At 71.7% G+C, this 21,093-nt stretch carries 17 protein-coding genes; 9 read left to right on the top strand and 8 right to left on the bottom strand.

Features of this window, described 5'->3' with window-relative positions:
• Positions 1-55: 55 nt before the first annotated feature.
• Positions 56-745, bottom strand: coding sequence for a pyridoxamine 5'-phosphate oxidase (gene pdxH, locus ACFQ6S_RS25160; protein ID WP_383413889.1), 690 nt, complete (start codon positions 743-745; stop codon positions 56-58).
• Between the two features lie 318 nt (positions 746-1,063).
• On the opposite strand from pdxH, the gene ACFQ6S_RS25155 reads away from it, so the two are divergent.
• The 3 genes from ACFQ6S_RS25155 to ACFQ6S_RS25145 all read left to right on the top strand — a co-directional run bounded on the left by ACFQ6S_RS25155 (position 1,064) and on the right by ACFQ6S_RS25145 (position 5,757).
• Entirely contained in the window at positions 1,064-2,164 is a 1,101-nt protein-coding gene (locus ACFQ6S_RS25155; protein WP_383413886.1) for a citrate synthase 2, read from the top strand.
• Positions 2,165-2,414: 250 nt separating this feature from the next.
• Entirely contained in the window at positions 2,415-3,797 is a 1,383-nt protein-coding gene (locus ACFQ6S_RS25150) for a serine/threonine-protein kinase (RefSeq protein WP_383414541.1), read from the top strand.
• A gap of 514 nt (positions 3,798-4,311) precedes the next feature.
• Positions 4,312-5,757: a PAS domain-containing protein gene (locus tag ACFQ6S_RS25145; RefSeq protein ID WP_383413884.1), complete on the top strand. Its 1,446-nt coding sequence runs from the start codon at positions 4,312-4,314 to the stop codon at positions 5,755-5,757.
• A 37-nt stretch (positions 5,758-5,794) separates the two neighbouring features.
• Here ACFQ6S_RS25145 and ACFQ6S_RS25140 read toward each other — a convergent pair whose 3' ends face one another.
• Positions 5,795-6,550: an SIS domain-containing protein gene (locus tag ACFQ6S_RS25140; RefSeq protein WP_383413881.1), complete on the bottom strand. Its 756-nt coding sequence runs from the start codon at positions 6,548-6,550 to the stop codon at positions 5,795-5,797.
• A 277-nt stretch (positions 6,551-6,827) separates the two neighbouring features.
• Between ACFQ6S_RS25140 and ACFQ6S_RS25135 the strand changes: the two genes are divergently transcribed.
• Positions 6,828-7,520: a metal-dependent transcriptional regulator gene (locus ACFQ6S_RS25135; RefSeq protein WP_383413878.1), complete on the top strand. Its 693-nt coding sequence runs from the start codon at positions 6,828-6,830 to the stop codon at positions 7,518-7,520.
• Positions 7,521-8,206: 686 nt separating this feature from the next.
• A complete protein-coding gene (locus tag ACFQ6S_RS25130; protein WP_383413875.1) occupies positions 8,207-9,094 on the top strand; it encodes an alpha/beta fold hydrolase in 888 nt (295 codons plus the stop codon).
• 23 nt (positions 9,095-9,117) lie between these two features.
• On the opposite strand, the gene ACFQ6S_RS25125 is transcribed toward ACFQ6S_RS25130, so the two are convergent.
• The 3 genes from ACFQ6S_RS25125 to ACFQ6S_RS25115 all read right to left on the bottom strand — a co-directional run bounded on the left by ACFQ6S_RS25125 (position 9,118) and on the right by ACFQ6S_RS25115 (position 12,224).
• Positions 9,118-10,710, bottom strand: coding sequence for a transporter (locus ACFQ6S_RS25125; protein ID WP_383413872.1), 1,593 nt, complete (start codon positions 10,708-10,710; stop codon positions 9,118-9,120).
• A complete protein-coding gene (locus ACFQ6S_RS25120) occupies positions 10,707-11,480 on the bottom strand; it encodes an ABC transporter ATP-binding protein (RefSeq protein ID WP_383413869.1) in 774 nt (257 codons plus the stop codon). Before ACFQ6S_RS25120 ends, ACFQ6S_RS25125 begins: the two co-directional genes overlap by 4 nt.
• A gap of 81 nt (positions 11,481-11,561) precedes the next feature.
• Entirely contained in the window at positions 11,562-12,224 is a 663-nt protein-coding gene (locus tag ACFQ6S_RS25115) for a bifunctional DNA primase/polymerase (protein ID WP_383413866.1), read from the bottom strand.
• Between the two features lie 316 nt (positions 12,225-12,540).
• Between ACFQ6S_RS25115 and ACFQ6S_RS25110 the strand changes: the two genes are divergently transcribed.
• Together ACFQ6S_RS25110 and ACFQ6S_RS25105 are read left to right on the top strand one after the other, a co-directional pair.
• A complete protein-coding gene (locus tag ACFQ6S_RS25110) occupies positions 12,541-13,926 on the top strand; it encodes a transcriptional regulator (RefSeq protein ID WP_383413864.1) in 1,386 nt (461 codons plus the stop codon).
• A 201-nt stretch (positions 13,927-14,127) separates the two neighbouring features.
• Complete coding sequence (locus ACFQ6S_RS25105; protein ID WP_383413862.1) at positions 14,128-15,888, top strand: hypothetical protein; 1,761 nt, start codon at positions 14,128-14,130, stop codon at positions 15,886-15,888.
• A 40-nt stretch (positions 15,889-15,928) separates the two neighbouring features.
• Here ACFQ6S_RS25105 and ACFQ6S_RS25100 read toward each other — a convergent pair whose 3' ends face one another.
• Positions 15,929-17,236, bottom strand: coding sequence for an ABC transporter substrate-binding protein (locus tag ACFQ6S_RS25100; RefSeq protein ID WP_383413859.1), 1,308 nt, complete (start codon positions 17,234-17,236; stop codon positions 15,929-15,931).
• 117 nt (positions 17,237-17,353) lie between these two features.
• On the opposite strand from ACFQ6S_RS25100, the gene ACFQ6S_RS25095 reads away from it, so the two are divergent.
• The gene (locus tag ACFQ6S_RS25095; RefSeq protein WP_383413856.1) at positions 17,354-17,854 is read left to right on the top strand and encodes a hypothetical protein; all 501 of its coding nucleotides are present in this window, start codon (positions 17,354-17,356) and stop codon (positions 17,852-17,854) included.
• A gap of 93 nt (positions 17,855-17,947) precedes the next feature.
• On the top strand, positions 17,948-18,829 hold the full coding sequence (gene purU / locus ACFQ6S_RS25090) for a formyltetrahydrofolate deformylase (RefSeq protein WP_383413853.1): 882 nt from the start codon (positions 17,948-17,950) through the stop codon (positions 18,827-18,829).
• A 165-nt stretch (positions 18,830-18,994) separates the two neighbouring features.
• Here purU and ACFQ6S_RS25085 read toward each other — a convergent pair whose 3' ends face one another.
• A complete protein-coding gene (locus ACFQ6S_RS25085; RefSeq protein ID WP_383413851.1) occupies positions 18,995-20,386 on the bottom strand; it encodes a maleylpyruvate isomerase N-terminal domain-containing protein in 1,392 nt (463 codons plus the stop codon).
• On the bottom strand, positions 20,383-20,967 hold the full coding sequence (locus ACFQ6S_RS25080; RefSeq protein ID WP_383413849.1) for a sigma-70 family RNA polymerase sigma factor: 585 nt from the start codon (positions 20,965-20,967) through the stop codon (positions 20,383-20,385). The genes ACFQ6S_RS25085 and ACFQ6S_RS25080 overlap by 4 nt, the downstream gene beginning before the upstream one ends.
• Positions 20,968-21,093 lie beyond the last annotated feature (126 nt).

Raw genomic sequence — 21,093 nt, 5'->3', positions numbered from 1 at the left:
CGGACACCGCACGGCCCATCTCTCGGGCAAGATCAGAGCCCGAGGGCGGGTCGGGTCACGGGCTGAGCCGCTCCACCCGCCATCCGCCGTCCTGCTCCGCCACGTACCGCAGCCGGTCGTGCAGCCGGTTCTCCCGGCCCTGCCAGAACTCCACGGTCTGCGGGGCCACCCGGAAGCCGCCCCAGTTCGGCGGCACCGGCACCTGCTCGCCCTCGGGATAGCGGGCGGTCAGCTCGGCGTAGGAGGCGTCGAGGTCGGTGCGGGTGGCGATGACCGAGGACTGGGCGCTGGCCCAGGCGCCGAGCTGGGAGCCGTGCGGGCGGGTGCGGAAGTAGGCGGCCGTCTCGTCGCGCCCGGTGCGTCGCGCCACGCCCGTGACGATGACCTGGCGGGCCATCGGATGCCAGGGGAAGAGCAGACAGACGTACGGGTTGTCGGCGAGGTCGCGGGCCTTGCGGGAGTCGTAGTTGGTGAAGAAGACGAAGCCCTGTTCGTCGAACTGCTTCAGCAGCACCGTGCGCGAGCTGGGCCGCCCCTCGGCGTCCGCGGTGGAGACGATCATCGCGTTCGGCTCGAAGAGATGGGCCTCGGCCGCGGCCTGCTTGAACCAGCGCGCGAACTGGGCCACCGGAGTGGCTGCCAGATCGGTCTCGGCGAGGCCCTGCGCCCGGTAGTGCTTGCGCATCGCGGCGGGGTCGGGGACGGGCTGGGCGGGATCGAAGGCGACGGCGTCTCGGTCGGTCACGCGGTCATCTTGCCGTATCCGAACGGACGCCGTCCGGCACGGTGTCCTGCGTCACGCGTGGCACTCAGTGCCGCAAAGGCTCCCCAAGGGTGGCACTCAGGGTTATCGTTCTGATGTCGTTCGGGTTGGATGACCGTCGGCCGCACGGGGCATCACAGGGGTACGCCCCGGACCGCGAGTCCGCCGAGGCCCGGATTTCGCACACCCGGAATCCGAGTCCGTGACCGTGGATCCACCGGCATACGCCCATCTGCCGATTGACATGTTCTCGTTCCACCCACAACCCCATCCGTCCCACACATCACGAGGAGCCGCCTGATGTCCGATTTCGTACCCGGGCTCGAAGGAGTCGTCGCGTTCGAGACGGAGATCGCCGAACCGGACAAGGAGGGCGGCGCTCTCCGGTACCGAGGCGTCGACATCGAGGATCTGGTCGGCCACGTCTCGTTCGGCAATGTCTGGGGGCTGCTCGTCGACGGTGCCTTCCGGCCCGGACTGCCGCCCGCCGAGCCCTTCCCGATTCCCGTGCACTCCGGCGACATCCGCGTCGACGTCCAGTCCGCGCTCGCCATGCTGGCCCCCGTGTGGGGCCTCAAACCCCTGCTGGACATCGACGAGGAGCAGGCGCGGGCGGACCTGGCGCGAGCCGCCGTCATGGCTCTGTCCTACGTCGCCCAGTCCGCGCGCGGGCAGGGCCTGCCGATGGTCCCGCAGCGCGAGATCGACAAGGCCCAGTCCGTGGTCGAGCGCTTCATGATTCGCTGGCGCGGCGAGCCCGACCCCAAGCACGTGGCCGCCGTGGACGCCTACTGGACGTCCGCCGCCGAACACGGCATGAACGCCTCCACCTTCACGGCCCGCGTCATCGCCTCCACCGGCGCCGATGTGGCCGCGGCCCTCTCCGGCGCCGTAGGAGCCATGTCCGGCCCGCTGCACGGCGGCGCGCCCTCCCGTGTGCTGCACATGATCGAGGAGATCGAGCGCACCGGCGACGCCGAGGCCTATGTGAAGCAGACCCTCGACAACGGCGAACGCCTCATGGGCTTCGGCCACCGCGTCTACCGCGCCGAGGACCCCCGCGCCCGCGTCCTGCGCCGCACCGCCCGCGAGCTCGGCGCGCCCCGCTTCGAGGTCGCCGAGGCCCTGGAGAAGGCGGCCCTGGAGGAGCTGCACAACCGCCGTCCGGACCGGGTCCTGGCCACGAACGTGGAGTTCTGGGCCGCCATCATGCTGGACTTCGCCGAGGTCCCGGCACACATGTTCACCTCGATGTTCACCTGTGCCCGTACGGCGGGCTGGGCGGCGCACATCCTGGAACAGAAGCGCACCGGCCGCCTCGTGCGCCCCTCCGCGCGCTACGTGGGCCCGGGCCCGCGCAACCCCCGCGAGGTCGAGGGCTACGCGGACATCGCGCACTGAGACCCACGCGCGCGTAGTCGCTCGCCGAGTTCGTTGAGTTCGCCGAGTTCGTCGAGCGGCTCACGCGGGCCGGTCCGGCCCGCGTGACGCCGCCAGGCGACGTGCCGGCGAAGAGTGCGTACGGAACGTGACTGATCCGCTCCGCCAGTATGCTGGGGCGGCTGCGGCATCCCACCATCACCCGTCCCTACGTGGTGAGTTACGGCCTGCGGCGATCGAGACGTCTTAGGGCATGGGGGATGGGGACTTGGTGCTGATAGCGGGCCGCTACCGGCTGGGCGAGTCGATCGGGCGCGGCGGGATGGGGGAGGTCTGGCGGGCCTACGACGAGACGCTCGCCCGGCATGTCGCCGTCAAGCTCCTGCTGCCCCAGGACTCCGACCCCACCGCCACGTCCAGGTTCCGGCTGGAGGCGCAGACCGCCGCCCGCATCGACCATCCGAACGTGGTCGGCGTACGGGACTTCGGCGAGCACGACAACCGGCTCTACCTGGTGATGGAGCTCGTCGAGGGCGACAGCCTCGCGCGGCTGCTGACGCTGTCCGGCGCGCAGTCCGCCGAGCGCGTGGCCCTGGTCGCCGCCCAGGCCGCCGCGGGGCTGGCCGCCGCGCACCGGCAGGGCATCGTCCACCGCGACATCAAGCCGGGCAACCTGCTGCTGGACGCCGACGGCACCCTCAAGATCGGTGACTTCGGGATCGCGCGCTTCATGGACGACCCCGGCGCCGCGCTGACCGCCACCGGGCAGATCGTCGGCACGAGCCTCTACCTCGCCCCCGAGCGGGCCCTCGGTAAGCCGGCGAGCCCGGCCTCCGACGTCTACGCGCTGGGCTGTGTGCTCTACCAACTGCTCACCGGACGCCCGCCGTTCCACGCCGACACCGCCGTCGCCATCCTGCACCAGCACCTCGACGCCGCCCCCGTGCCGCCCCGCGAACTGGGCGTGGCCGACCTGCCGCCCGCGTTCGAGAGCTACCTCCTCGGCCTGCTCGCCAAGGAACCCGAACACCGCCCTGCCGCCCAGCAGGCGGCCGACTGGTTCGCCGAGGGCGCCTGGCAGGGCCGCCCCGAGCCGCTGCCGGCCGCGGCCCCGCCGTCCCGGCGGCCGACGGCCGTCGCGGCGTCCACGGCCGGGTCTCAGCAGGTGGGGGAGATCAGCAACCCGACCACGTACATGCTGCCGTCCGCGCAGGGCCGCCCGACCCAGCGCGCCGCCTCCGGAGCCCGATCCCGGTCCCGTGCCAGGGCGCGGGCGCGCTCCGGGGACGGGACGCGGCGGGTGGCGGTCACGATCGCCGCGGCGGCGCTCTTCGTGGCCGCGATGCTTCTCGGCATGCTGTGGTTCTCGCCGGACAACACCGCGGCGGACGGCACGAAGCCCGATGGCGCGCCCGGCCCCAGCGTCTCCGCCTCCGTGTCCCCCTTGGATTCGAGCCCGTCACCGGTCACCTCGGCGAGCCCGGCGTCGGAGACATCCGCCCACCGCAAGGGGCAGGACGAGGACAGGAAGGCAGAGGAGGAGGCCCGCGAGCAGGAGAGGCGGGAACAGCGGCGCGAGCAGGAGCGGGAAGAACAGCAGCGACGCCAGGCGCAGCAGGACGACGACGGTGACGAGAGCGACGATGACGACTGAACTCGTCCGGCTTGCGGCCTTCGACGGCCACCGGTCCCGGGATACGCAGACGACCCGCGAGCTCGGGTTCCTCCGCCCGTGGCGGAGGAGCCGGCCGGACGTACCGGCGAGCTCGCGGGTCGGGTGACTGCTGGGATTGGGCCGGCTGCACGCTTCTCTCACGTGCTGGTCCGGCACCGCACTGGGTGTGGTGACGGGCCGCTAGCCCGCAGTCACCTCACGCGTCCGGTATTCATACATCTGCCGAACCACCTCCCTTCTCGTGTGCACCACACACTAGGAAGCGGGCCGCCGCGGATCAACCACTTTTTTCTTGGAACTGTTGGCGCTGGTCACCTAGCGTTCCGTGCATGACAAAGCAGCAACCCGACCGAGTAGTCGCATCAACGGCTCGTACAACGATTCCTTCAATCTTGGGGAACTCGGTGTGTGCTGGGTCACGTTCCAGTTAGATGATTGCGAGTGAGCGAACCGACGCGTCGTACGTGCGGACGCAGCTTGGCAGGGGGTCCATGTGAGTGCTTCCCGGCGTAGTGGGACCACCGACGAGCTGGGGCCGGACGAGCCCGAGCGGGACGGTCCGGCCGGTTCGTCGGCTGGTTCGGAGGGTTCGGCAGGCGGCTCGGATCTGTTGGCCGCGCTGCTGGACGGGATGGACGCGGCCCTGTGCGCCTTCGACGGGGACGGGGTCGTCACGCACTGGAACCGTGAGGCCGAGCGGATCCTGGGATGGACCGCGGCCGAGGCCGTCGGGCGGCACGGGTTCGCCGGGTGGGCGGTGCGCGAGGCCGACGCCGAGGAGGTCGAGGGGCGGCTGATGTCCGCCATGGACGCTCCCGGACGGCAGGTGAATGAGTTCGCGCTGCTGACCAAGGACGGCGGGCGGGTGCTCGTCCGTACGCAGTCGGCGGCCGTACGGGGCCCCGACGGGAAGCCCGCCGGGGTGTACTGCGCCTTCAGCGAGGTGCACGCGCAGATCGATCTGGAGCGGTCGATCGCGTTGAGCGAGGCGTTGTTCGAGGACGCGTCGTGGGGTGTGGTGCTCGTCGACGCGGATCTGCGGCCGGCCGTTGTGAACGCTCACGCGGCCCGGGCCCTGGGGATCGGGCGTACGTCCGTGCTGGGGCGGCCGCTGGGTGAGCTGCTGGCCCAGGGGGTCGAGGAGCTGGAGAGCGCGCTGACGCATGTGCTGGCGGAGGGCGCGCCGCCCGCGCCGGCCGAGATCTGGGTGAGCGTGCGGACACCGGACGGTGAGCGGCGTCGTTGCTGGCGGTGCGGCTTCGTACGGCTGGCCTCGCCGCTCGCGGAGGAGCCCGTGCCGTTGGGGGTGGGCTGGCTCTTCCAGGACGCGACCGAGGCCAAGCACGCGGAGCAGGAGGCTGCGCTGCTGCGGTTCCGGACCAACCAGCTGCACCGCGCCGCGCGGGCCGCGGCGGAGTGCGAGGACCCCGCGGAGGCGGCGACCGTGCATCTGGACTTCGCGCTGGCCGGGTTCGCCGATCACGCGCTGATCGACCGGGTCGCGGGCGGGTCCGTGGCCGACGAGGCGACGACGGGTGGGGTGGCCGCCGATCCGGTACGGCTCGTTCGGGTCGCCATGACGCCCTCCGGGGCGCCGGGGCCGAGCCGGCTGGGCGGGGAGGCCGGGTTGCCCGTGCGGTACGCGGAGGGGCATCCGGCGTTGCAGTGCGTGGCGCGGTCCGGGTCGGTGCGGGCCGATGCGGGGGATGTGCCGGCGGAGCGGGCGCGGGAGTGGGCGATAGGCCGGCAGTGGCCGGCCGATGCCGTGCACGCGCTGTGTGCGGTGTTGCGGAGCCGGGGGCGGACGCTGGGCGTCGTGACGTTTCTGCGGGGAGCCGGGCGCAGTGCGTTCGGGCGTAAGGACGCCGTGTACGCGGAGGATGTGGCGGTGCGGATCGCCTCGGCTCTGGATCTGGCGGGTGCGCTGGGCCCGGAGTAGGACCGGGCTCCAGTGGTCCCGGGTTCGGGGTGCCGGCTCAGCGCCGGTAGAAGATCCGGTCGCCATACTGCTCGAACACCTTGCCGTTCCAGTCGTGGCCGCCGTCGACGTTGCCCGAGCGCAGGAGCGGGGGCTCGATGCCGCGTGCGGCCAGGGAGGCCGCTGCCGTGGCCATCACGGCCTGGAGCAGGGCCGTCGTCACGACCGTGGACGCGGGGGCGAAGGGGGCCGGGATCGTGTCGAGGGTGAGTTCCGCGTCGCCGATCGCGATCCTCGAGTCGAGGACGATGTCGCAGTGGTCCTTGAGGTAGGTGCCGGAGACATGGCGGGACTTCGTCTCCGAGGCGTACGCCACCGACGTCACGCCGATGACCCTGACGCCGAGGGCGCGGGCGGTCATGGCCATTTCGACGGGGAGGGCGTTGCGGCCCGAGAGGGAGATGATGACGAGGGTGTCGCCGGCGCGCAGCGGGGAGCTGTCCAGGACCACGCTCGCGAGGCCGTCGACGCGTTCGAGGGCGGAGCCGAGGGTGGCGGGCATGACGTCCACGCCCACGACGCCGGGGACCGCGAGCAGGTTCATCAGAGCGAGGCCGCCGGCGCGGTAGACGATGTCCTGGGCGGCGAGGGAGGAGTGGCCGGCGCCGAAGGCGAAGAGCCGGCCGCCGTCGGCGACCGTGTCGGCGAGCAGGGTGCCGGCCGCCTCGATGTTCTCGGCCTCCTCGGCACGGACCCGCTGGAGCAGGCCGATGGCGGCGTCGAAGAACTGGTCGGCCGGCTTGCTGTCGCTCATGCGAGGCCCCTCCGGGGTGGCGGCTGTGGCTGGGGGTGTGTCGCGGATCACCGTGCGGTCTGGACCAGTGCGGTGTCAATACGGCGTCAGGTGCCCGCGGCGGCCTGCGCGGGGCGTCGGGGTGCGGGTGCCGCCCGGGGCGTGAAACCCGTTCGTTTCAACGGCTCGGCACGGTTGTCAGTGGTATCCGGCAGAATTGAGTGCAGGGCCAGCGCACGCGCCGCGGAGCTGTCTCGCTTCCGGCTGAGCTAATCGCAGAGCTAATCGAGGGGCACGTATGTCCGGACTGATCGACACCACGGAGATGTATCTCCGCACCATCCTCGAGCTGGAGGAGGAAGGTGTGGTCCCCATGCGCGCCCGGATCGCCGAGCGGCTGGACCAGAGTGGGCCGACCGTGAGCCAGACGGTGGCGCGGATGGAGCGTGACGGACTGGTGTCCGTCGCGACCGACCGGCACCTGGAGCTCACTGACGAGGGACGGCGGCTGGCCACCCGCGTCATGCGCAAGCACCGCCTCGCCGAGTGTCTGCTCGTCGACGTGATCGGGCTGGAGTGGGAGCAGGTGCACGCCGAGGCCTGTCGCTGGGAGCACGTGATGAGCGAGGCCGTGGAGCGGCGGGTGCTGGAGCTCCTGCGGCACCCGACCGAGTCGCCGTACGGCAACCCCATCCCGGGCCTCGAGGAGCTCGGCGAGAAGGACGGTGCCGACCCGTTCCTCGACGAGGGCATGGTCTCGCTGGCCGACCTGGACCCCGGGGTCGAGGGCAAGACGGTCGTGGTGCGCCGGATCGGCGAGCCGATCCAGACCGACGCGCAGCTGATGTACACGCTGCGTCGGGCCGGTGTGCAGCCCGGCTCGGTGGTGAGCGTGACCGAGTCCGCGGGCGGTGTGCTGGTGGGCAGTGGTGGCGAGGCGGCCGAGCTGGTGGCGGACGTGGCCTCGCATGTGTTCGTCGCCAAGCGCTGAGCACGCTGTCCATCTTTAGTTCTCTCCCGTGCAATTCCTGATAAAGGAGCGGGAGTTGTGGTGATCCGTCGATCTTTTGCATTCCAAGATTCAGTGCGCGGAATCACAGCGCCCGGCGGATTCGCGTGCCAGGCTGTCGCGTGAGGCATATGGCCTGAGGGCTCTCGGCCGTGACCGACAGTGATGCGTCCGGCCGGGGAGGGGGCGCGAGGATGTGCCGTGAACATGGAGAGGGCCCCGGCGCTGTGTGGCGCCGGGGCCTGTCCTCCCCTGTGCTGACCTGGAGCCCCGAGCTCTCAAGGTCATCCCCTTCGGACCGTTTTCCCCGAGCGGTCCGCCTCCCGCTGAAGGTCTCCCCTCGGCGATGGCGATCAATCCTTGGAGGGGGTCACTCGAATGAGGGGTGTTGTCCGCAGAGCCGGTTCTTTCGAATAGGGGTTCGATAGTCTGCGGGTGACGGGTCGGGCGGAACGTGCGCTTCAGGTATGTGCGCATAAGATCACGTCAGAGACACAGGACATGCACATCGCGTGCGAGGGCATCGGCGACGCGTGCGGCGCAGGTGGCGCACGGTGCTCGCGCGAGCGACGGCAGAAACGCCAGATACGGCAGGCAGGGCAAGCAGGACGCGGATGACAGGACCGGCCGGCACGAGCGGTCCGAGCGGAGCTAGGGGGGCCAGACCAATGGCGCGGCGCATCGACGTGACCGGGACCGGCGGCGTACGTCTCGCGGCCTGGGAGTTCGGCGACCCTCCCAAGACCGACCCCAGTACAGAGCACGACGGCACCCTCGGCGTCCTGTTACTGCACGGCCTGATGGGCCGCGCCTCGCACTGGGCCTCCACCGCCCGCCGGCTCTCCGAGCGGCACCGCGCCGTCGCGCTGGACCAGCGTGGCCACGGTCGCAGCGAGAAGCCCACGGATGCCGCCTTCACGCGCGAGGCCTACGTCGACGACGCCGAGGCCGCCCTGGAGCAGCTCGGCCTCGCCCCGGCCGTCCTCATCGGCCACGCCATGGGCGCGCTGACCGCCTGGCAGCTCGCCGCCAGGCGGCCCGACCTGGTGCGCGGCGTGATCATCTGCGACATGCGGGCGTCGGCGCTCGGCGCGGCCTCGCAGCGGGAGTGGTCGGACTGGTTCAGGGCCTGGCCCGTTCCCTTCGCCACCCTCGCCGATGTGCGGAAATGGTTCGGCGAGGACGACCCGTGGGTCGAGCGGCCGAACCCCGCACGGGGCGAGTTCTACGCCGAGGTGATGCACGAGTGCGAGGACGGGTGGCGGCCGGTCTTCGTCCCGGACCAGATGCTGCGGTCCCGCGAGACATGGGTGTACGACGCGCACTGGGAGGAGCTGGCGCAGGTGCAGTGCCCCGCGCTCGTCGTCCGCGGCCTCGACGGGGAGCTCGGGCGGGCCGAGGCCCAGGAGATGGTGCGGGTGCTGCCTCGCGGGGAGTACGCGGAGGTGGCCGATGCCGGGCACCTGGTGCACTACGACCAGCCTGACGGCTGGCGCGCCGCCATCGAACCCTTCCTCGAGGCGGTGCGGTCCGCGGGTGACGCCGGGCGCCTATGAGCTCGGTACGTCGGTGAGAACCGTCAGCCTTTGCTGACCGCCGTCAGGATCTCCGGCAGCCGGGCCGCCGTCCGCGGCGCCGCCAGCCTCAGCCCCAGCAGCGTGATCGCCGCCCCATACGCCGCCCCGCCCGGCAGCAGCAGCCAGGTCCAGGCGTCCCCGTCCTCGCTGACGTTCAGCCAGATCGCCACCGCGATGACGGGGGCGCACAGCAGGGCGGCCCCGATCATGCCGCCGAAGATCGAGATCCAGGCCAGGCCGGCCTGGCCGGGGGCGACGTTCTTGTAGCCCTCCTGCGGGATGGAGTACGGGAATCGGGCCGACGTCCAGGCGCCGGTCGCCAGCATCGCGCCGAGCAGCGCGAAGGACAGGCCCAGCACCTCGGGAAGCTTGGGCCAGTCGCCGAGGAGGGCGGTCGTCAGGACGGTGACGAGGGCGGCGTAGGGCAGCGTGATCAGCAGCAGCGCCAGTGCCCGGCCGCGCAGCTCGACGTAGGCGTCCCGGGGGGACGAGATCGTCATCGCGACCATCCAGAACGCGGACGTGTCCTGCCCGAACTGGTTGTACATCTGGATACCGAGCATCCCGGCGGCGAAACAGGCGAAGTAGATCGAGCCGGTGCCCTGAAGCGCGTTGAACAGCGGCACGATCAGACCGATCGCGAGCGAGGTCACCCAGGCCGCCTTGGTCTTCGGGTCGCGCCAGACGTAGCGCAGGCTGCGCTCCATGACGGTGCCGGTGCGGCCGGCCGGCAGGAGACGGGCCAGGCCGCTCTGGGCGCGTTCCCGTACGGCGGACTCGGTGACCGCCTGGAGTGTGGAGCCGTCGGGGGACGTCATCAGCCGGGTCAGATGACGGGACCATACGGCGATCAGGCCCAGCAACGCGCCCATACTCAACGCGAGTTGAAGCGCCGCGGCCCCGTACGACCCCTCGCTCGCCGACCGCACCGCGCCGATCGCGGACGCGGGCGGCACCCAGCGCAGCACGTCCGCCGCCGGATCGAGCTGGGCCAGGCCGGAGGAACCGAGCCGCTGCGCCCCGAAGTTGACCACCTGTGCGCCGACCGCGATGACCAGTCCGCTCAGCACCGCGAGATCGCGGCCCCTACGGCTGGTCAGCAGCCGGATGTTGGCGGCTGCGACGGCCCGCGCGAGCGCCACGCACACCAACAGGGCCAGGACGATGGCGATGACGCCGACGACGTAGGCCGCGCCGGTGTGTGCGAGGGCGATCACCGAACCGGTGAACAGGCAGAGCGTGAACAGGGGGCCGATGCCGACCAGGGAGGCCACGAGCAGTGCCCGGACCAGGGGGCGGGGGCGCAGCGGCAGCATCACCAGCCGCGTCGGGTCGAGGGTCTCGTCCCCGCCGGGGAAGAACAGCGGCATCACGGCCCAGCCGAGCGCGAGGACGGCGACCAGGATGACGACCACGGACTCGGCGTGCACGGTGTCGCGCAGCATGATCAGCCCGAGGAGCTGCAGCGCGGCGAAGAGGAGAACCACGACCGCCGACGCGACGTAGGCGGCCCGTCGGCCTGCGGACTGCCGCAGTCCGTTCCTGAGCAGCGAAAGCTTCAGCCGTACGACGACTGCGGTCACGTCGGTGCTCATCGCGACCCGCCGCCCAGCCAGTCGAGGTCCAGGGTGGTGTCGCGGCCGTTCGCGCCGACGAGTTCGAGGAACGCCTGCTGCAACGAGGCGGCCTCGCCGCGCACCTCGGTGAGCGGGCCGTGGGCCCGGATGCGTCCGGCTGCCATGACGGCGACCCAGTCGCACAGCGACTCGACGAGCTCCATGACATGGGAGGAGAAGACGACGGTCGCGCCGGAGGCGGTGTAGCGCTCCAGGACGCCCCGGATCGTCTGGGCGGAGACGGGATCGACGCCCTCGAACGGCTCGTCCAGGAAGAGCACTTCCGGGTTGTGCAGAAGCGCCGCAGCGAGCCCGATCTTCTTGCGCATCCCGGTCGAGTAGTCGACGACCAGCTTGTGCTGGGCCCCGGCCAGGTCGAGCACGTCGAGCAGCTGAGTGGCCCGCTTGTCGACCTCGGCCCCGGGGAGCCCGCGCAACCGCCCGGTGTACCCGAGGAGTTCACGCCCGGACAGCCGCTCGAAGAGCCGAAGCCCTTCCGGCAGCACCCCGATCCGGGCCTTCACCTCGACGGGGTCCCGCCACACATCGCGCCCGACCACCTCGACGGACCCCTGATCGGGCCGCAGCAGCCCGGTCACCATGGAGAGAGTGGTGGTCTTCCCGGCGCCATTGGGCCCCACGAGCCCGATGAACTTCCCCGCGGGCAACTCCAGATCGATCCCGGCGACAGCGACCTGCTGCCCGAACCGCTTCCAGAGCCCGTGAACGCGTACGGCGGCTGACGTCATGCACGAACCCTACGGTCAGGTGGCCCACCCAGGGGCGCGGGGAACCGCGTGAGCAACCACGTACGACCGGTAGCCGCCGAACTACCTGTCCCGCCCACACGCATAGGCGAGCGGCGAGATCAACTCCTCCGCATCCGGCAGCCACCGGTTCGCCGGCGTCGGCCGGCAGGCCCACTGCACAGCCCCCCGGGACCCGAACCGGGTGGGCGGCCCGGCGACATACGCCCCCTCCCCGAGCGCCACCAGGTCCAGCGACCCGACCGACCACCCCAGCTTGCGCACCAGATCGGGAATCTTCACCGACGCACCCGGCAGGACGAAGAAGTTCATCCGGCGGTCCGGCGTCAACGTCACCGGCCCCAGCGACAACTCCATCCGCTCCATCCGGGCCAGCGCCAGAAACCCGGCCGTCTCCGGGACGGAGATCGCGTCGAAGGTCCGCCCCGTCGGCAGCAGGATCGACGCGGTGGGCTGCTTCTGCCACATCCGGCGCGCGACGGTCGCGCTTCCCGTCGCCTGCGTCGCCCAGTCGGGGCGCGCGGGGTGCGCCCCGGGCGCGGGGCAGGCGGCATCGCCACAGGAGCAGTACTGCACGCCGTCGACGGCCTCCAGCCAGGTCCCGGGGAACACGTCCCAGTGGCGTTCCTCGGCGTAGCGAACGGCGGTCTCCAGCAGCGTTTCGCCGCGCTGCTTCGGAATCTGTGCGGCTTCGGTGGCCGGGATCGTCTCTTCCACGCTGAACACAACTCCCGCACCCACCTCCGGTTACGGGCGTCGCGTGCGCGGGGGAGGAGCATTGTTTTCTCATTTGGGGCGCATGGGTGCACGTGTGGGGGCGCGTGGGAGGATCCGCGGCTCGGGCTGGGTAGCCACCTGTGGGGTCGGCTTGTGCCTTTACCCCGGCAATCCTCGCAAGCCTCGCATTTTCGGTATACCGACGGGGCATTGATCTTCACGGCCGGAATTTCGCGGTGCACAGCCAGTGCCCCGAGCCGGATTCGGCGGTGGAAGAACGTCAACTCGGTGCGTGGGCAGGCACCGCAGCCACAGGGGGTAAGCCATGGCCGCAAGGCCTCTCGTCGCACGCCAGCCGAACGAACGGCTACAGGCGCTCATTCAGGAAGCGGGTTGCTCGAACGCCGGGCTGGCCCGCCGGGTCAACATGTGCGGTGCCGAGCACGGACTCGATCTGCGCTACGACAAGACGTCCGTGGCCCGTTGGCTGCGCGGACAGCAGCCGCGGGGACGGGCGCCCGCGATCATCGCCGAGGCGCTCGGCCGCAAGCTGGGCCGTACGGTCACGATCGACGAGATCGGCATGGCCAACGGCAAGAACCTCGCGTCCGGCGTCGGTCTCCAGTTCTCGCCGACGGTACTGGGGGCCATCGAGCAGGTCTGCGAGCTGTGGCGCAGCGACGTCGGGCGGCGGGACTTCCTGTCCGGCTCGTCCGTCGCCGCGTCCGCGCTGGTCGAGCCGAGCCGCGACTGGCTGATCTCGTCCCCGGACTCGCAGGTGGCCCGCGCGGCGGGCCCGCGGGTGGGGCCGTCCGACGTGGCGGCCGTGCGGGCGATGACGCAGGCGCTCGTAGACCTTGATCACCAGTACGGCAGCGGGCATGTGCGCCCGGTCGTCGTGCACTACCTCAACAGCGTCGTCTCCGGGCTGCTGGCCGGCTCGTACCGGGAGGCGATCGGACGGGAACTCTTCGCCGCCGTCGCGCGGTTGACCGAGCTCGCCGGGTACATGGCCATCGACACCGGGCAGCCGGGGCTGGCGCAGCGGTACTACATCCAGGCGCTGCGGCTCGCGCAGGCCGCCGGGGACCGCGGGTACGGCGGGTATGTGCTGGCCGCCTCCATGAGCCACCTCGCCGCACAGCTCGGAAACCCGCGTGAGATCGCGCAGTTGGCGCGGGCGGCGCAGGAGGGGGCGCGGGGGCGCGTGACGCCGCGCGCAGAGGCCATGTTCCACGCGGCCGAGGCTCGCGGGCACGCGTTGATGGGCGACGTTCGGGCCGCCCAGGTGGCGTCCGGGCGCGCGGTGAGCGCGCTGGAGTCGGCGGACGCGGAGTCCGGGGACGACCCGGCGTGGATCAAGCACTTCGACGAGGCCTATCTCGCCGACGAGTTGGCGCACTGCCACCGCGATCTCGGTCAGGCCGAGGGAGCGGCGCGGCGGGCGGAGGAGTCGTTGGCCGGGCTTCCGGAGACGAAGGCGCGGCGTCGAGCCATCGGATATGTGTTGCTCGCCACAGCACAGGTGCAGCAGCGCGAGATCGAACAGGCCTGCCACACCGGACTGAAGGCCGTCGAGCTTCTGGAGACCCTGCGCTCCAACCGGGGCGCCGAATACCTGGAGGACTTCCAGCAGCGGCTGGAGCCGTTCCGGGACGAGCCGGTGGTCAGGGAGTTCGGGGCCCGACTGGATCTTCAGACCGCGGCGTGAAACCGCGGGGTACCGGGGCGTGAACGGCAGGGAAATGAAGGCGCCGATGCGGAACGGAGGGCGTATATAGCGGGTGGGGGACCGGAGTGTTAGCGCGGTCATAGGGACGCAGGTCACCTCCTGGGCTGCGTAGCACCCGGATCGGCGGAGCCGGTAGCGTGACCCGACGATTCACAAGGTCCCCCATTAGTAGGAGTCCCGGTGACGCAGAGTGGACAGGGCGAGGAGCCCTCGGCGCGCCCCGCGCGCGAAGGCATCGTGCTGCCCTCCGACGGCGGTGAGCCGCTGCTGCCGGGGATGACGGGCGGGCAGGTCGGCCGGCCGACGCCGGTGCCGGCCGCGCCGACCGCACCCCCGCCCTCGGCGCCGCCGGGCGGCCAGGCATGGGGCACCCCTTGGGGACCTGAGCAGAACCCGCCCGCACAGCCCGCGGCACCGGGCCAGGCCTGGGGCGCGCAGCCCGGACAGGCCTGGGGCGGGCCGGAGCAGCAGTACCAGGCGCCCCAGCAGGAGCAGTCGTACCAGCCGCCGGCCCCCTGGGGCACGGCGCCGGACGCCGCCGGGGGCATACCGTCCCAGCCGACGCCGCAGGACGGCGCGATGTACGGCGGGCAGGGTCCGGCGGCCGGTGCGCCGTCGTACGGCCATGGCGCCGCGGCCGGTGGCTCACCGATGCCCGCGCCGCAGCCGACGTACGGGCAGGGCGGCGCGCTGCCGCCCGCCGGGGCGCAGGCGTACGGCGCTCCCGGCCAGGGCGGTGCTCTGCCGCCCGCCGGTGCCGGTGGTTTCGGGGCCCCGCTGCCGCCCGCCGACGAAGGCGCCACTCAGTTCATACCGCCGGTCGTCGGCGCCCCCGCGGGCGTGGACGACCAGGCCACCCGTTACATACCGCCCGTCGCGGCGCCCGCCGTCGACGAAGGGGCGACGCAGTACATACCGCCGGTCGGCCCGGGGGCGCTGCCGCCCGAGGTGCCCAACGAGAGCACCCAGGTGCTGGGACGGGCCCGGCAGACGGGCGGCGCCGGACCGATGCCGCCGGCCTCGGGGACCGACGCGGACGCCACGCAGTTCATCCCGCCCGTGACCGGACAGCCGGGCGCGGCGCCGCACGGCGGGCAGCGGCAGCCGCTCTCCGACTTCGACAGCCTCTTCCGCAGCGAGCCGGCCGGCGGCGAGCACCCGGCCGGGGCGACCCAGCAGCTGCCGCACTTCCAGCAGCCCCAGCCCCAGCCGCAACGCTCGCACGAGCAGGGGTACTTCCCGCCCGGCTCGCACGGCGGACACGGCCCCGGCGGTGACGACGGCGGCCGGGGCGGCCGCGGTGGCCGTACGGGCTCCAGGCTGCCGCTCATCGCCGCCGTCGGCGTCGGTATCGCCGTGCTCGGCATCGGCGCGGGCGCGCTCCTCTCTGCCGGGGGCGACGACGACCAGAAGAGCGACGACAACAAGCCCGTCTCCGCGACCGCCCCGGCGACCGAGGGCTCCTCCTCGCCGTCCGCCGACCCGGCCGAGCAGCAGGCGATCGCCCTGGACAAGCTGCTGGCCGACAGCGGCGACAGCCGTACCGCGGTGATCAACGCGGTGGCAGACGTGAAGTCCTGCGACAACCTCCCCCAGGCCGCCCAGGACCTGCGCGGCGCGGCGCAGCAGCGCAACCAGCTGGTCACCGACCTGTCCAAGCTCAGCGTCGACCAGCTCCCGAACCACGCCGCGCTGACCACCGCGCTGACCAAGGCCTGGCAGGCGTCGGCGTCCGCCGACAACCACTACGCGGGGTGGGCCGACCAGGTCAACGGGAACAAGAAGCTGTGCAAGAAGGGCCAGGCCCGCTCCACCGGTCAGACCCAGGCCGGCAACCGCGACAGCGGCACCGCCAGCCAGCAGAAGAAGACGGCCGCGCAGCTGTGGAACACCATCGCCAAGAAGTACGGCCTGACGGAGCGCCAGCCGACCCAGCTGTAGTGCGGAGCCGTGGTGCGGACCGCCCGCGCGGGTCGGGCGGTCAGTTCAGGTCGGCGTTCTCGAGCGTCTTCGTCACGTCGATGAAGCTCTTGCGGGCCGCCACCAGCCGACCGTCCCGTACGACCTGGAGGGTCACCGCGCGGTTGACCAGCCGGGGGTAGCCGACGGCGGCCAGGACGTCCTGGAACTTCCACTGGAGGGTCGGCGTGAGGTTGCCCGTGGAGACCTTCAGGCCGCCGTTCAGTGCCTCTCGCACCGAGTCGGCGTTCACCTCGCCGTCGCCCAGCGACTCGACGACCCTCTTGAACACCGTGTAGGCGATCCACGTGGTCTGCACCCCGGCGTCCGCGGGGTCGATGCGGTTGTCGCCGAAGGCCTGCTCGCTGATGACCTTCTTCATCGGGTCCCAGCGCGGGTCACTCGCGACGGGGTACCAGCCGGTGATGTACGACCCGTCGTACGTCGACGCACCGCCAGTCGCGTTGATCACGGTCTGGTCGACGCTGCCGAGGACGGTGGCGGTGCGCACCTCGGGGTACTCCTCGCGGGAGCGCCGGAAGGAGTCCATGAAGGTGCTGGTGCGGTCGCCGAGGGCGGGCACCACACAGCCGGCCTCCGACGCGTCGGTGGTGGAGTACTCCAGCGCCCGCACCGCCTGGCCGCCGTACTCGGTGGCGTCCTCGTCGGCCAGCTGGTCGGCGGACGACGTGTGCCTGCCCGCTCGCAGGCCGGAGTTGAGCAGCGGCGGCAGCTCGTCGCCCGCGATGCTGTCGGGCCGTACCAGTGCGACGGGGCCGCAGGTGCGGGCCAGCTCCTTGCCGAGGCCCGCCAGCAGGGTGGGCTGGCCGCCGTTGACGGGGTAGGAGAGGGGGCTGGTGAACTCGGCGTTGGTGACGCCGTAGCCGCCTATGTACGGGATGCCGGCGCCCTCCAGGGAGGGCAGGAAGGTGTCGCCGTACTGGCTGTAGGAGCCGATGACCGCGACGACGTTCTCCTCGACCGCGCGGTCGGCGCACTTCGCCGCGGCCACGCTGTCGTTGTGGTCGTTGCAGGTGAGGACCTTCAGCTTGCGGCCGCCGAGGCCGCCGTGGGAGTTGATCCAGCGCGCGTACGCCTGCGCGAAGGCCGGCATGCCGGGCTTGTTGGTCGCCTTGGTGTTCTCCGGCGCCCAGGTCATGACGGTGATGGTGTCGTCCCCGGAACCCCCCGTGGTACCGGGGATGACACCACATCCGACGGCCAGCGACGCACATGCCACCAGCGCCGCCGCCGCCCGAGCGGCTGCTCTGACGGGCCGGTCGGTGATCATGGGGAGGTGAGTGCTGCGCATACGTGGCCTGCCGGTCATGGACACGCACGATTCCGCCACACAACAAACCTGCGCGTGACCCTCGGTTACCTGAAGGTGACGGGAAGGTGAATTACGGGGGCCAGTGATGCGCGTGTGAAGAGGAACGTACGATCGATGACCGTGCAAGGTTCGGATAGCTCTTCCCGTCGCGGCCGTCGCTCATCCACCATGGGCGGCATGCCACTCAACGACATGCCGTGGTGGCGCTGGCGCAGCAATGTGCGCTCCGCGCTGCACATGCTCTCCGACCAGGTGTTCCAGCGCGACGTCTGGCTGGCCGGCGTCGACGGGTACGGCGACGTCACCGACGCCGTCTACCGCCTGGTCGAGGACACCTGGCTGGACAACTGGTCCGCCGAGAAATACGTCGGCACGATATTCCGGGACTCGCAGGAGGCGGCGCTCGTCGACACCGCCGTGCTGCGGGTGCTGCGGATCATGCACCAGGTGGGTCCGGACGCTCAGGTCTCCGCGTACGTCGACCACCAGGCGTGGCCGGAGGCGGTGCGGGCGGCCAGGGACGCTCATGTGCGCATGGCCATGGCCGACGGCGACGACCCGGACGCCCCGCCGCGCACGCTCGAGGTGCTGCGGATCATGACGCGGTCCGCGTAGGGATCCCGGCGGGTCGGGCGAGCGGGCCGGGCGGCGGTCCGGGTGACGGGACGGCTGTCCGCCGCGGGGCCCGGATATGGGACCCTGTGCTGCATGAATGAGCAGTCCACCCGAGCCGCGGTCCCCGCCGACCAGTACGTCCTGATCCTGTCGTGCCCCGACAAGCAGGGCATCGTGCACGCCGTGTCGAGCTACCTCTTCATGACGGGCTGCAACATCGAGGACAGCCAGCAGTTCGGTGACCACGACACGGGACTGTTCTTCATGCGCGTCCACTTCTCGGCGGAGTCGCCGGTGACGGTGGACAAGCTGCGGGCGAGCTTCGCGGCGATCGGGGACTCCTTCCAGATGGACTGGCAGATCCATCGGGCCGAGGAGAAGATGCGGGTCCTGCTGATGGTCAGCAAGTTCGGGCACTGCCTGAACGACCTGTTGTTCCGCGCCAGCATCGGAGCGCTTCCGGTGGAGATCGCCGCCGTGGTCTCCAACCACACCGACTTCACCGAGCTCGTGGGGTCGTACGACATCCCCTTCCACCACATCCCGGTGACGAAGGACAACAAGTCCGAGGCCGAGGCGCAGCTGCTGGAGATCGCGCGCGAGGAGGGCGTGGAGCTGGTCGTGCTGGCCCGCTACATGCAGGTCCTCTCGGACGACCTCTGCAAGCAGCTGAGTGGCCGGATCATCAACATCCACCACTCGTTCCTGCCGAGCTTCAAGGGTGCGAAGCCGTATCACCAGGCGCATGCGCGGGGTGTGAAGCTGATCGGGGCGACGGCGCACTATGTGACCGCCGACCTCGACGAAGGGCCGATCATCGAGCAGGAGGTCGAGCGGGTCGGGCATGACGTCACGCCGGATCAGCTGGTGGCGATCGGGCGGGATGTGGAGTGCCAGGCGCTGGCGCGGGCCGTGAAGTGGCATGCGGAGCGTCGGATTCTGCTGAACGGGCGGCGGACGGTCGTCTTCGCCTAGTAGCTCGGTTCATCTGTGCGAGGGCGGCCGCGGTCGTCTGTGGCCGTTCGCGCAGTTCCCCGCGCCCCTTGAGGGGACGTGCAGGGGACGTACCTGTAGGGGCGCGGGGAACTGCGCGACCAGCCCCCAACCACCCGCAGCCGCCCGCGAAACCGCAACCGCCCCCTACATCCGGCTCAAACTCGCCGCCGCGAACAGCACGTCCCTGATCGCCTCCCGGTCACCGACCTGCCCCGCCGCGGCCTCCGACGGAGACACATGTCCCGCCGCCAGCCGGCAGAACTCCGCGCCGTCCAGGGCCACATGCGCCACCTCGTGCTCCGCGGAGCCCACCGCCGCCGGGGAATCCAGCGGGATCAGCCACTCACCGCCACCCGAGCCCTCGATCTCCAGGCGCAGGCTACGGCCGGGCTCTCCCGCGGGGACGAGGTGCCGGCGCGGCGGCGGGGCCGCCAGCCCCGAGCGGCGGCGAGCCGACAGGACCGTGGGGAGCAGGCGGGCCGCCAGGTCGACCATGTGGTGCAGATCGCTGCCGGACGGCGCCTCGTACGGGTAGTCCACCGCCTCCGCGATGTCCTCCGCGTGCACCCAGCACTCGAAGGCGCGGTCCAGCATCGCGTCGCGCAGCGGCAGCTCGAATTCGCCGTAGGGGACGGACAGTTTGCCGGTGCCGCCGCCCGTGAAGGACACCGTGCGGACCAGGTCGTGGGTCTGCTCCCGCCAGGGTGCGCGGACGGCGCGCGTCGGCGGGTAGTGCGAGGCGCGCCAGTACGCCTCCGTGCGCCCGGACGGGGTCGGCCGGTCCACGGCCACCTCGCCCATCGGGTCCGTGAGCCCCAGCGCGACCGCCACCAGTCCGTCGACCGTCAGCAGATGAGCGATGACCCCGGCGACCGTCGTACGACGGCTCGTGGGCTCGTCCTTGCGGAACCACCGCAACCGCACGGGCGCGTGCCACTCGGCGTCCCCGAAGTCCTGGAGCAGGGCGTCGAGGCGGGCCGTCTCGGCGTCGTACGGCGCCGCCCAGGCGGGCACCGGGATACGCGGCGGGCGCCGCTCCAGGCAGCCCCGCAGGACGCGGGCGCGCAGGGACGGGTCCAGGTCGAGGCTCTCCGCGGGGTGCAGCAGTCCGACGGCCTCGCGCAGCCGCCGCGCCTCGTCCGCGCAGGAACCGCAGTCGCCGAGGTGTTCCTCCACGGCCGCCGTCTCCTCCGGCGAGCAGGCGGCCAGCGCCCACGCTCCGAGCAGGGACTTCAGGACGCGGTGCTCCAGCGCGAGCGGCGCGGGGCGCGGCGCCGGCGGGTCCGGCAGGGGGCGTCCGGTGTCCTCCACGGAGGCACGCGGCAGGGGTATCCGGGGTGGCTGGTCCGGGCTCGGCTTCGGGGTGGGGTGCCGGTCGTCGCCGTTGCCGCTGTTCATGCCGTCGGTGCCTCGGTTGGGGTCCGAGGGACCATGCTCCCCCTCGTTCTTGTGGTGCTCATCGCCTTGGGAGGAGCCGTCGTGAGGTGTCTGCCCCTCGTGTTCGTCGTACGCCCCGAAACGCCCGGCCTCGGTCACGCCGCACCTCCGTATCCCGGCGGTGCCCCCGGGGAGGCGCCGGCGTCATGGGCCGTGGCCAGCAGCTGCAGACCCAGGCGCAGACGGCGGCGGGCCTCGTCCTCGGTGACGCCGAGGTCGGCTGCGGTCTGGCGGTAGTCGCGGCGCTGGAAGTAGGCCAGCTCCAGGGCGGCGCGCAGCGGTACGGGCATGGCCTGGACGATGTAGTCGGCGCGGGCGGCGACCGAGGCGTGCCGCACCTTGCGCTCCAGCTCGTCCGTGGGGCCCTGGCCGGCCTGGGCGAGGGCGGCGGTCTCGGTGGCGCGCAGCCGCTGCACGGCGAGGCGGTGGGTCAGCGTGGCGACCCAGGAGCGCAGCGGGCCTTCTTTGGGGTCGTAGCTGTCCGGGTGTTCCCAGACGTGTGCGAAGACGTCGCGTGTGATGTGGTCGGCGGCCCGCTCGTCGCCCAGCACGGTGTGGGCGAGGCCGTGCACGAGCGAGGCGAACCTGTCGTAGAGCTCGCCGAGGGCGGCCGCCTCGCCGCGCGCGAGCCGCTGCTGCATCTTGCGGTCCCAGCGGGGCGGTGCGTCCTTCTTCGCCATGAAGCCCCCTCACCGGTGCGTCCCGGTCCAGCGTGCGTCTGCCGTCTCCCCGAATGTAGTCGGCACTCCCGACAGCGCACGCCCCTTTGTCGCAATGTGCGCCCCTTGTAGCGCCATGGCTGGTGA

This window comes from Streptomyces sp. NPDC056479 (assembly GCF_042795335.1).
Taxonomy (GTDB): Bacteria; Actinomycetota; Actinomycetes; order Streptomycetales; family Streptomycetaceae; genus Streptomyces.
Note: the sequence above shows the minus strand (reverse complement) of the source record. Positions and strands in the feature narration are given on the sequence as shown.

What these genes read in the sequence shown, in the direction of transcription:
- ACFQ6S_RS25155 (WP_383413886.1), top strand. Translation starts at nt 1,064, where the DNA reads ATGTCCGATTTCGTACCCGGGCTCGAAGGAGTCGTCGCGTTCGAGACG.
- ACFQ6S_RS25140 (WP_383413881.1), bottom strand. Translation starts at nt 6,550, where the DNA reads ATGAGCGACAGCAAGCCGGCCGACCAGTTCTTCGACGCCGCCATCGGC.
- ACFQ6S_RS25135 (WP_383413878.1), top strand. Translation starts at nt 6,828, where the DNA reads ATGTCCGGACTGATCGACACCACGGAGATGTATCTCCGCACCATCCTC.
- ACFQ6S_RS25130 (WP_383413875.1), top strand. Translation starts at nt 8,207, where the DNA reads ATGGCGCGGCGCATCGACGTGACCGGGACCGGCGGCGTACGTCTCGCG.
- ACFQ6S_RS25125 (WP_383413872.1), bottom strand. Translation starts at nt 10,710, where the DNA reads ATGAGCACCGACGTGACCGCAGTCGTCGTACGGCTGAAGCTTTCGCTG.
- ACFQ6S_RS25120 (WP_383413869.1), bottom strand. Translation starts at nt 11,480, where the DNA reads ATGACGTCAGCCGCCGTACGCGTTCACGGGCTCTGGAAGCGGTTCGGG.
- ACFQ6S_RS25110 (WP_383413864.1), top strand. Translation starts at nt 12,541, where the DNA reads ATGGCCGCAAGGCCTCTCGTCGCACGCCAGCCGAACGAACGGCTACAG.
- ACFQ6S_RS25100 (WP_383413859.1), bottom strand. Translation starts at nt 17,236, where the DNA reads ATGACCGGCAGGCCACGTATGCGCAGCACTCACCTCCCCATGATCACC.
- ACFQ6S_RS25095 (WP_383413856.1), top strand. Translation starts at nt 17,354, where the DNA reads ATGACCGTGCAAGGTTCGGATAGCTCTTCCCGTCGCGGCCGTCGCTCA.
- purU (WP_383413853.1), top strand. Translation starts at nt 17,948, where the DNA reads ATGAATGAGCAGTCCACCCGAGCCGCGGTCCCCGCCGACCAGTACGTC.
- ACFQ6S_RS25080 (WP_383413849.1), bottom strand. Translation starts at nt 20,967, where the DNA reads ATGGCGAAGAAGGACGCACCGCCCCGCTGGGACCGCAAGATGCAGCAG.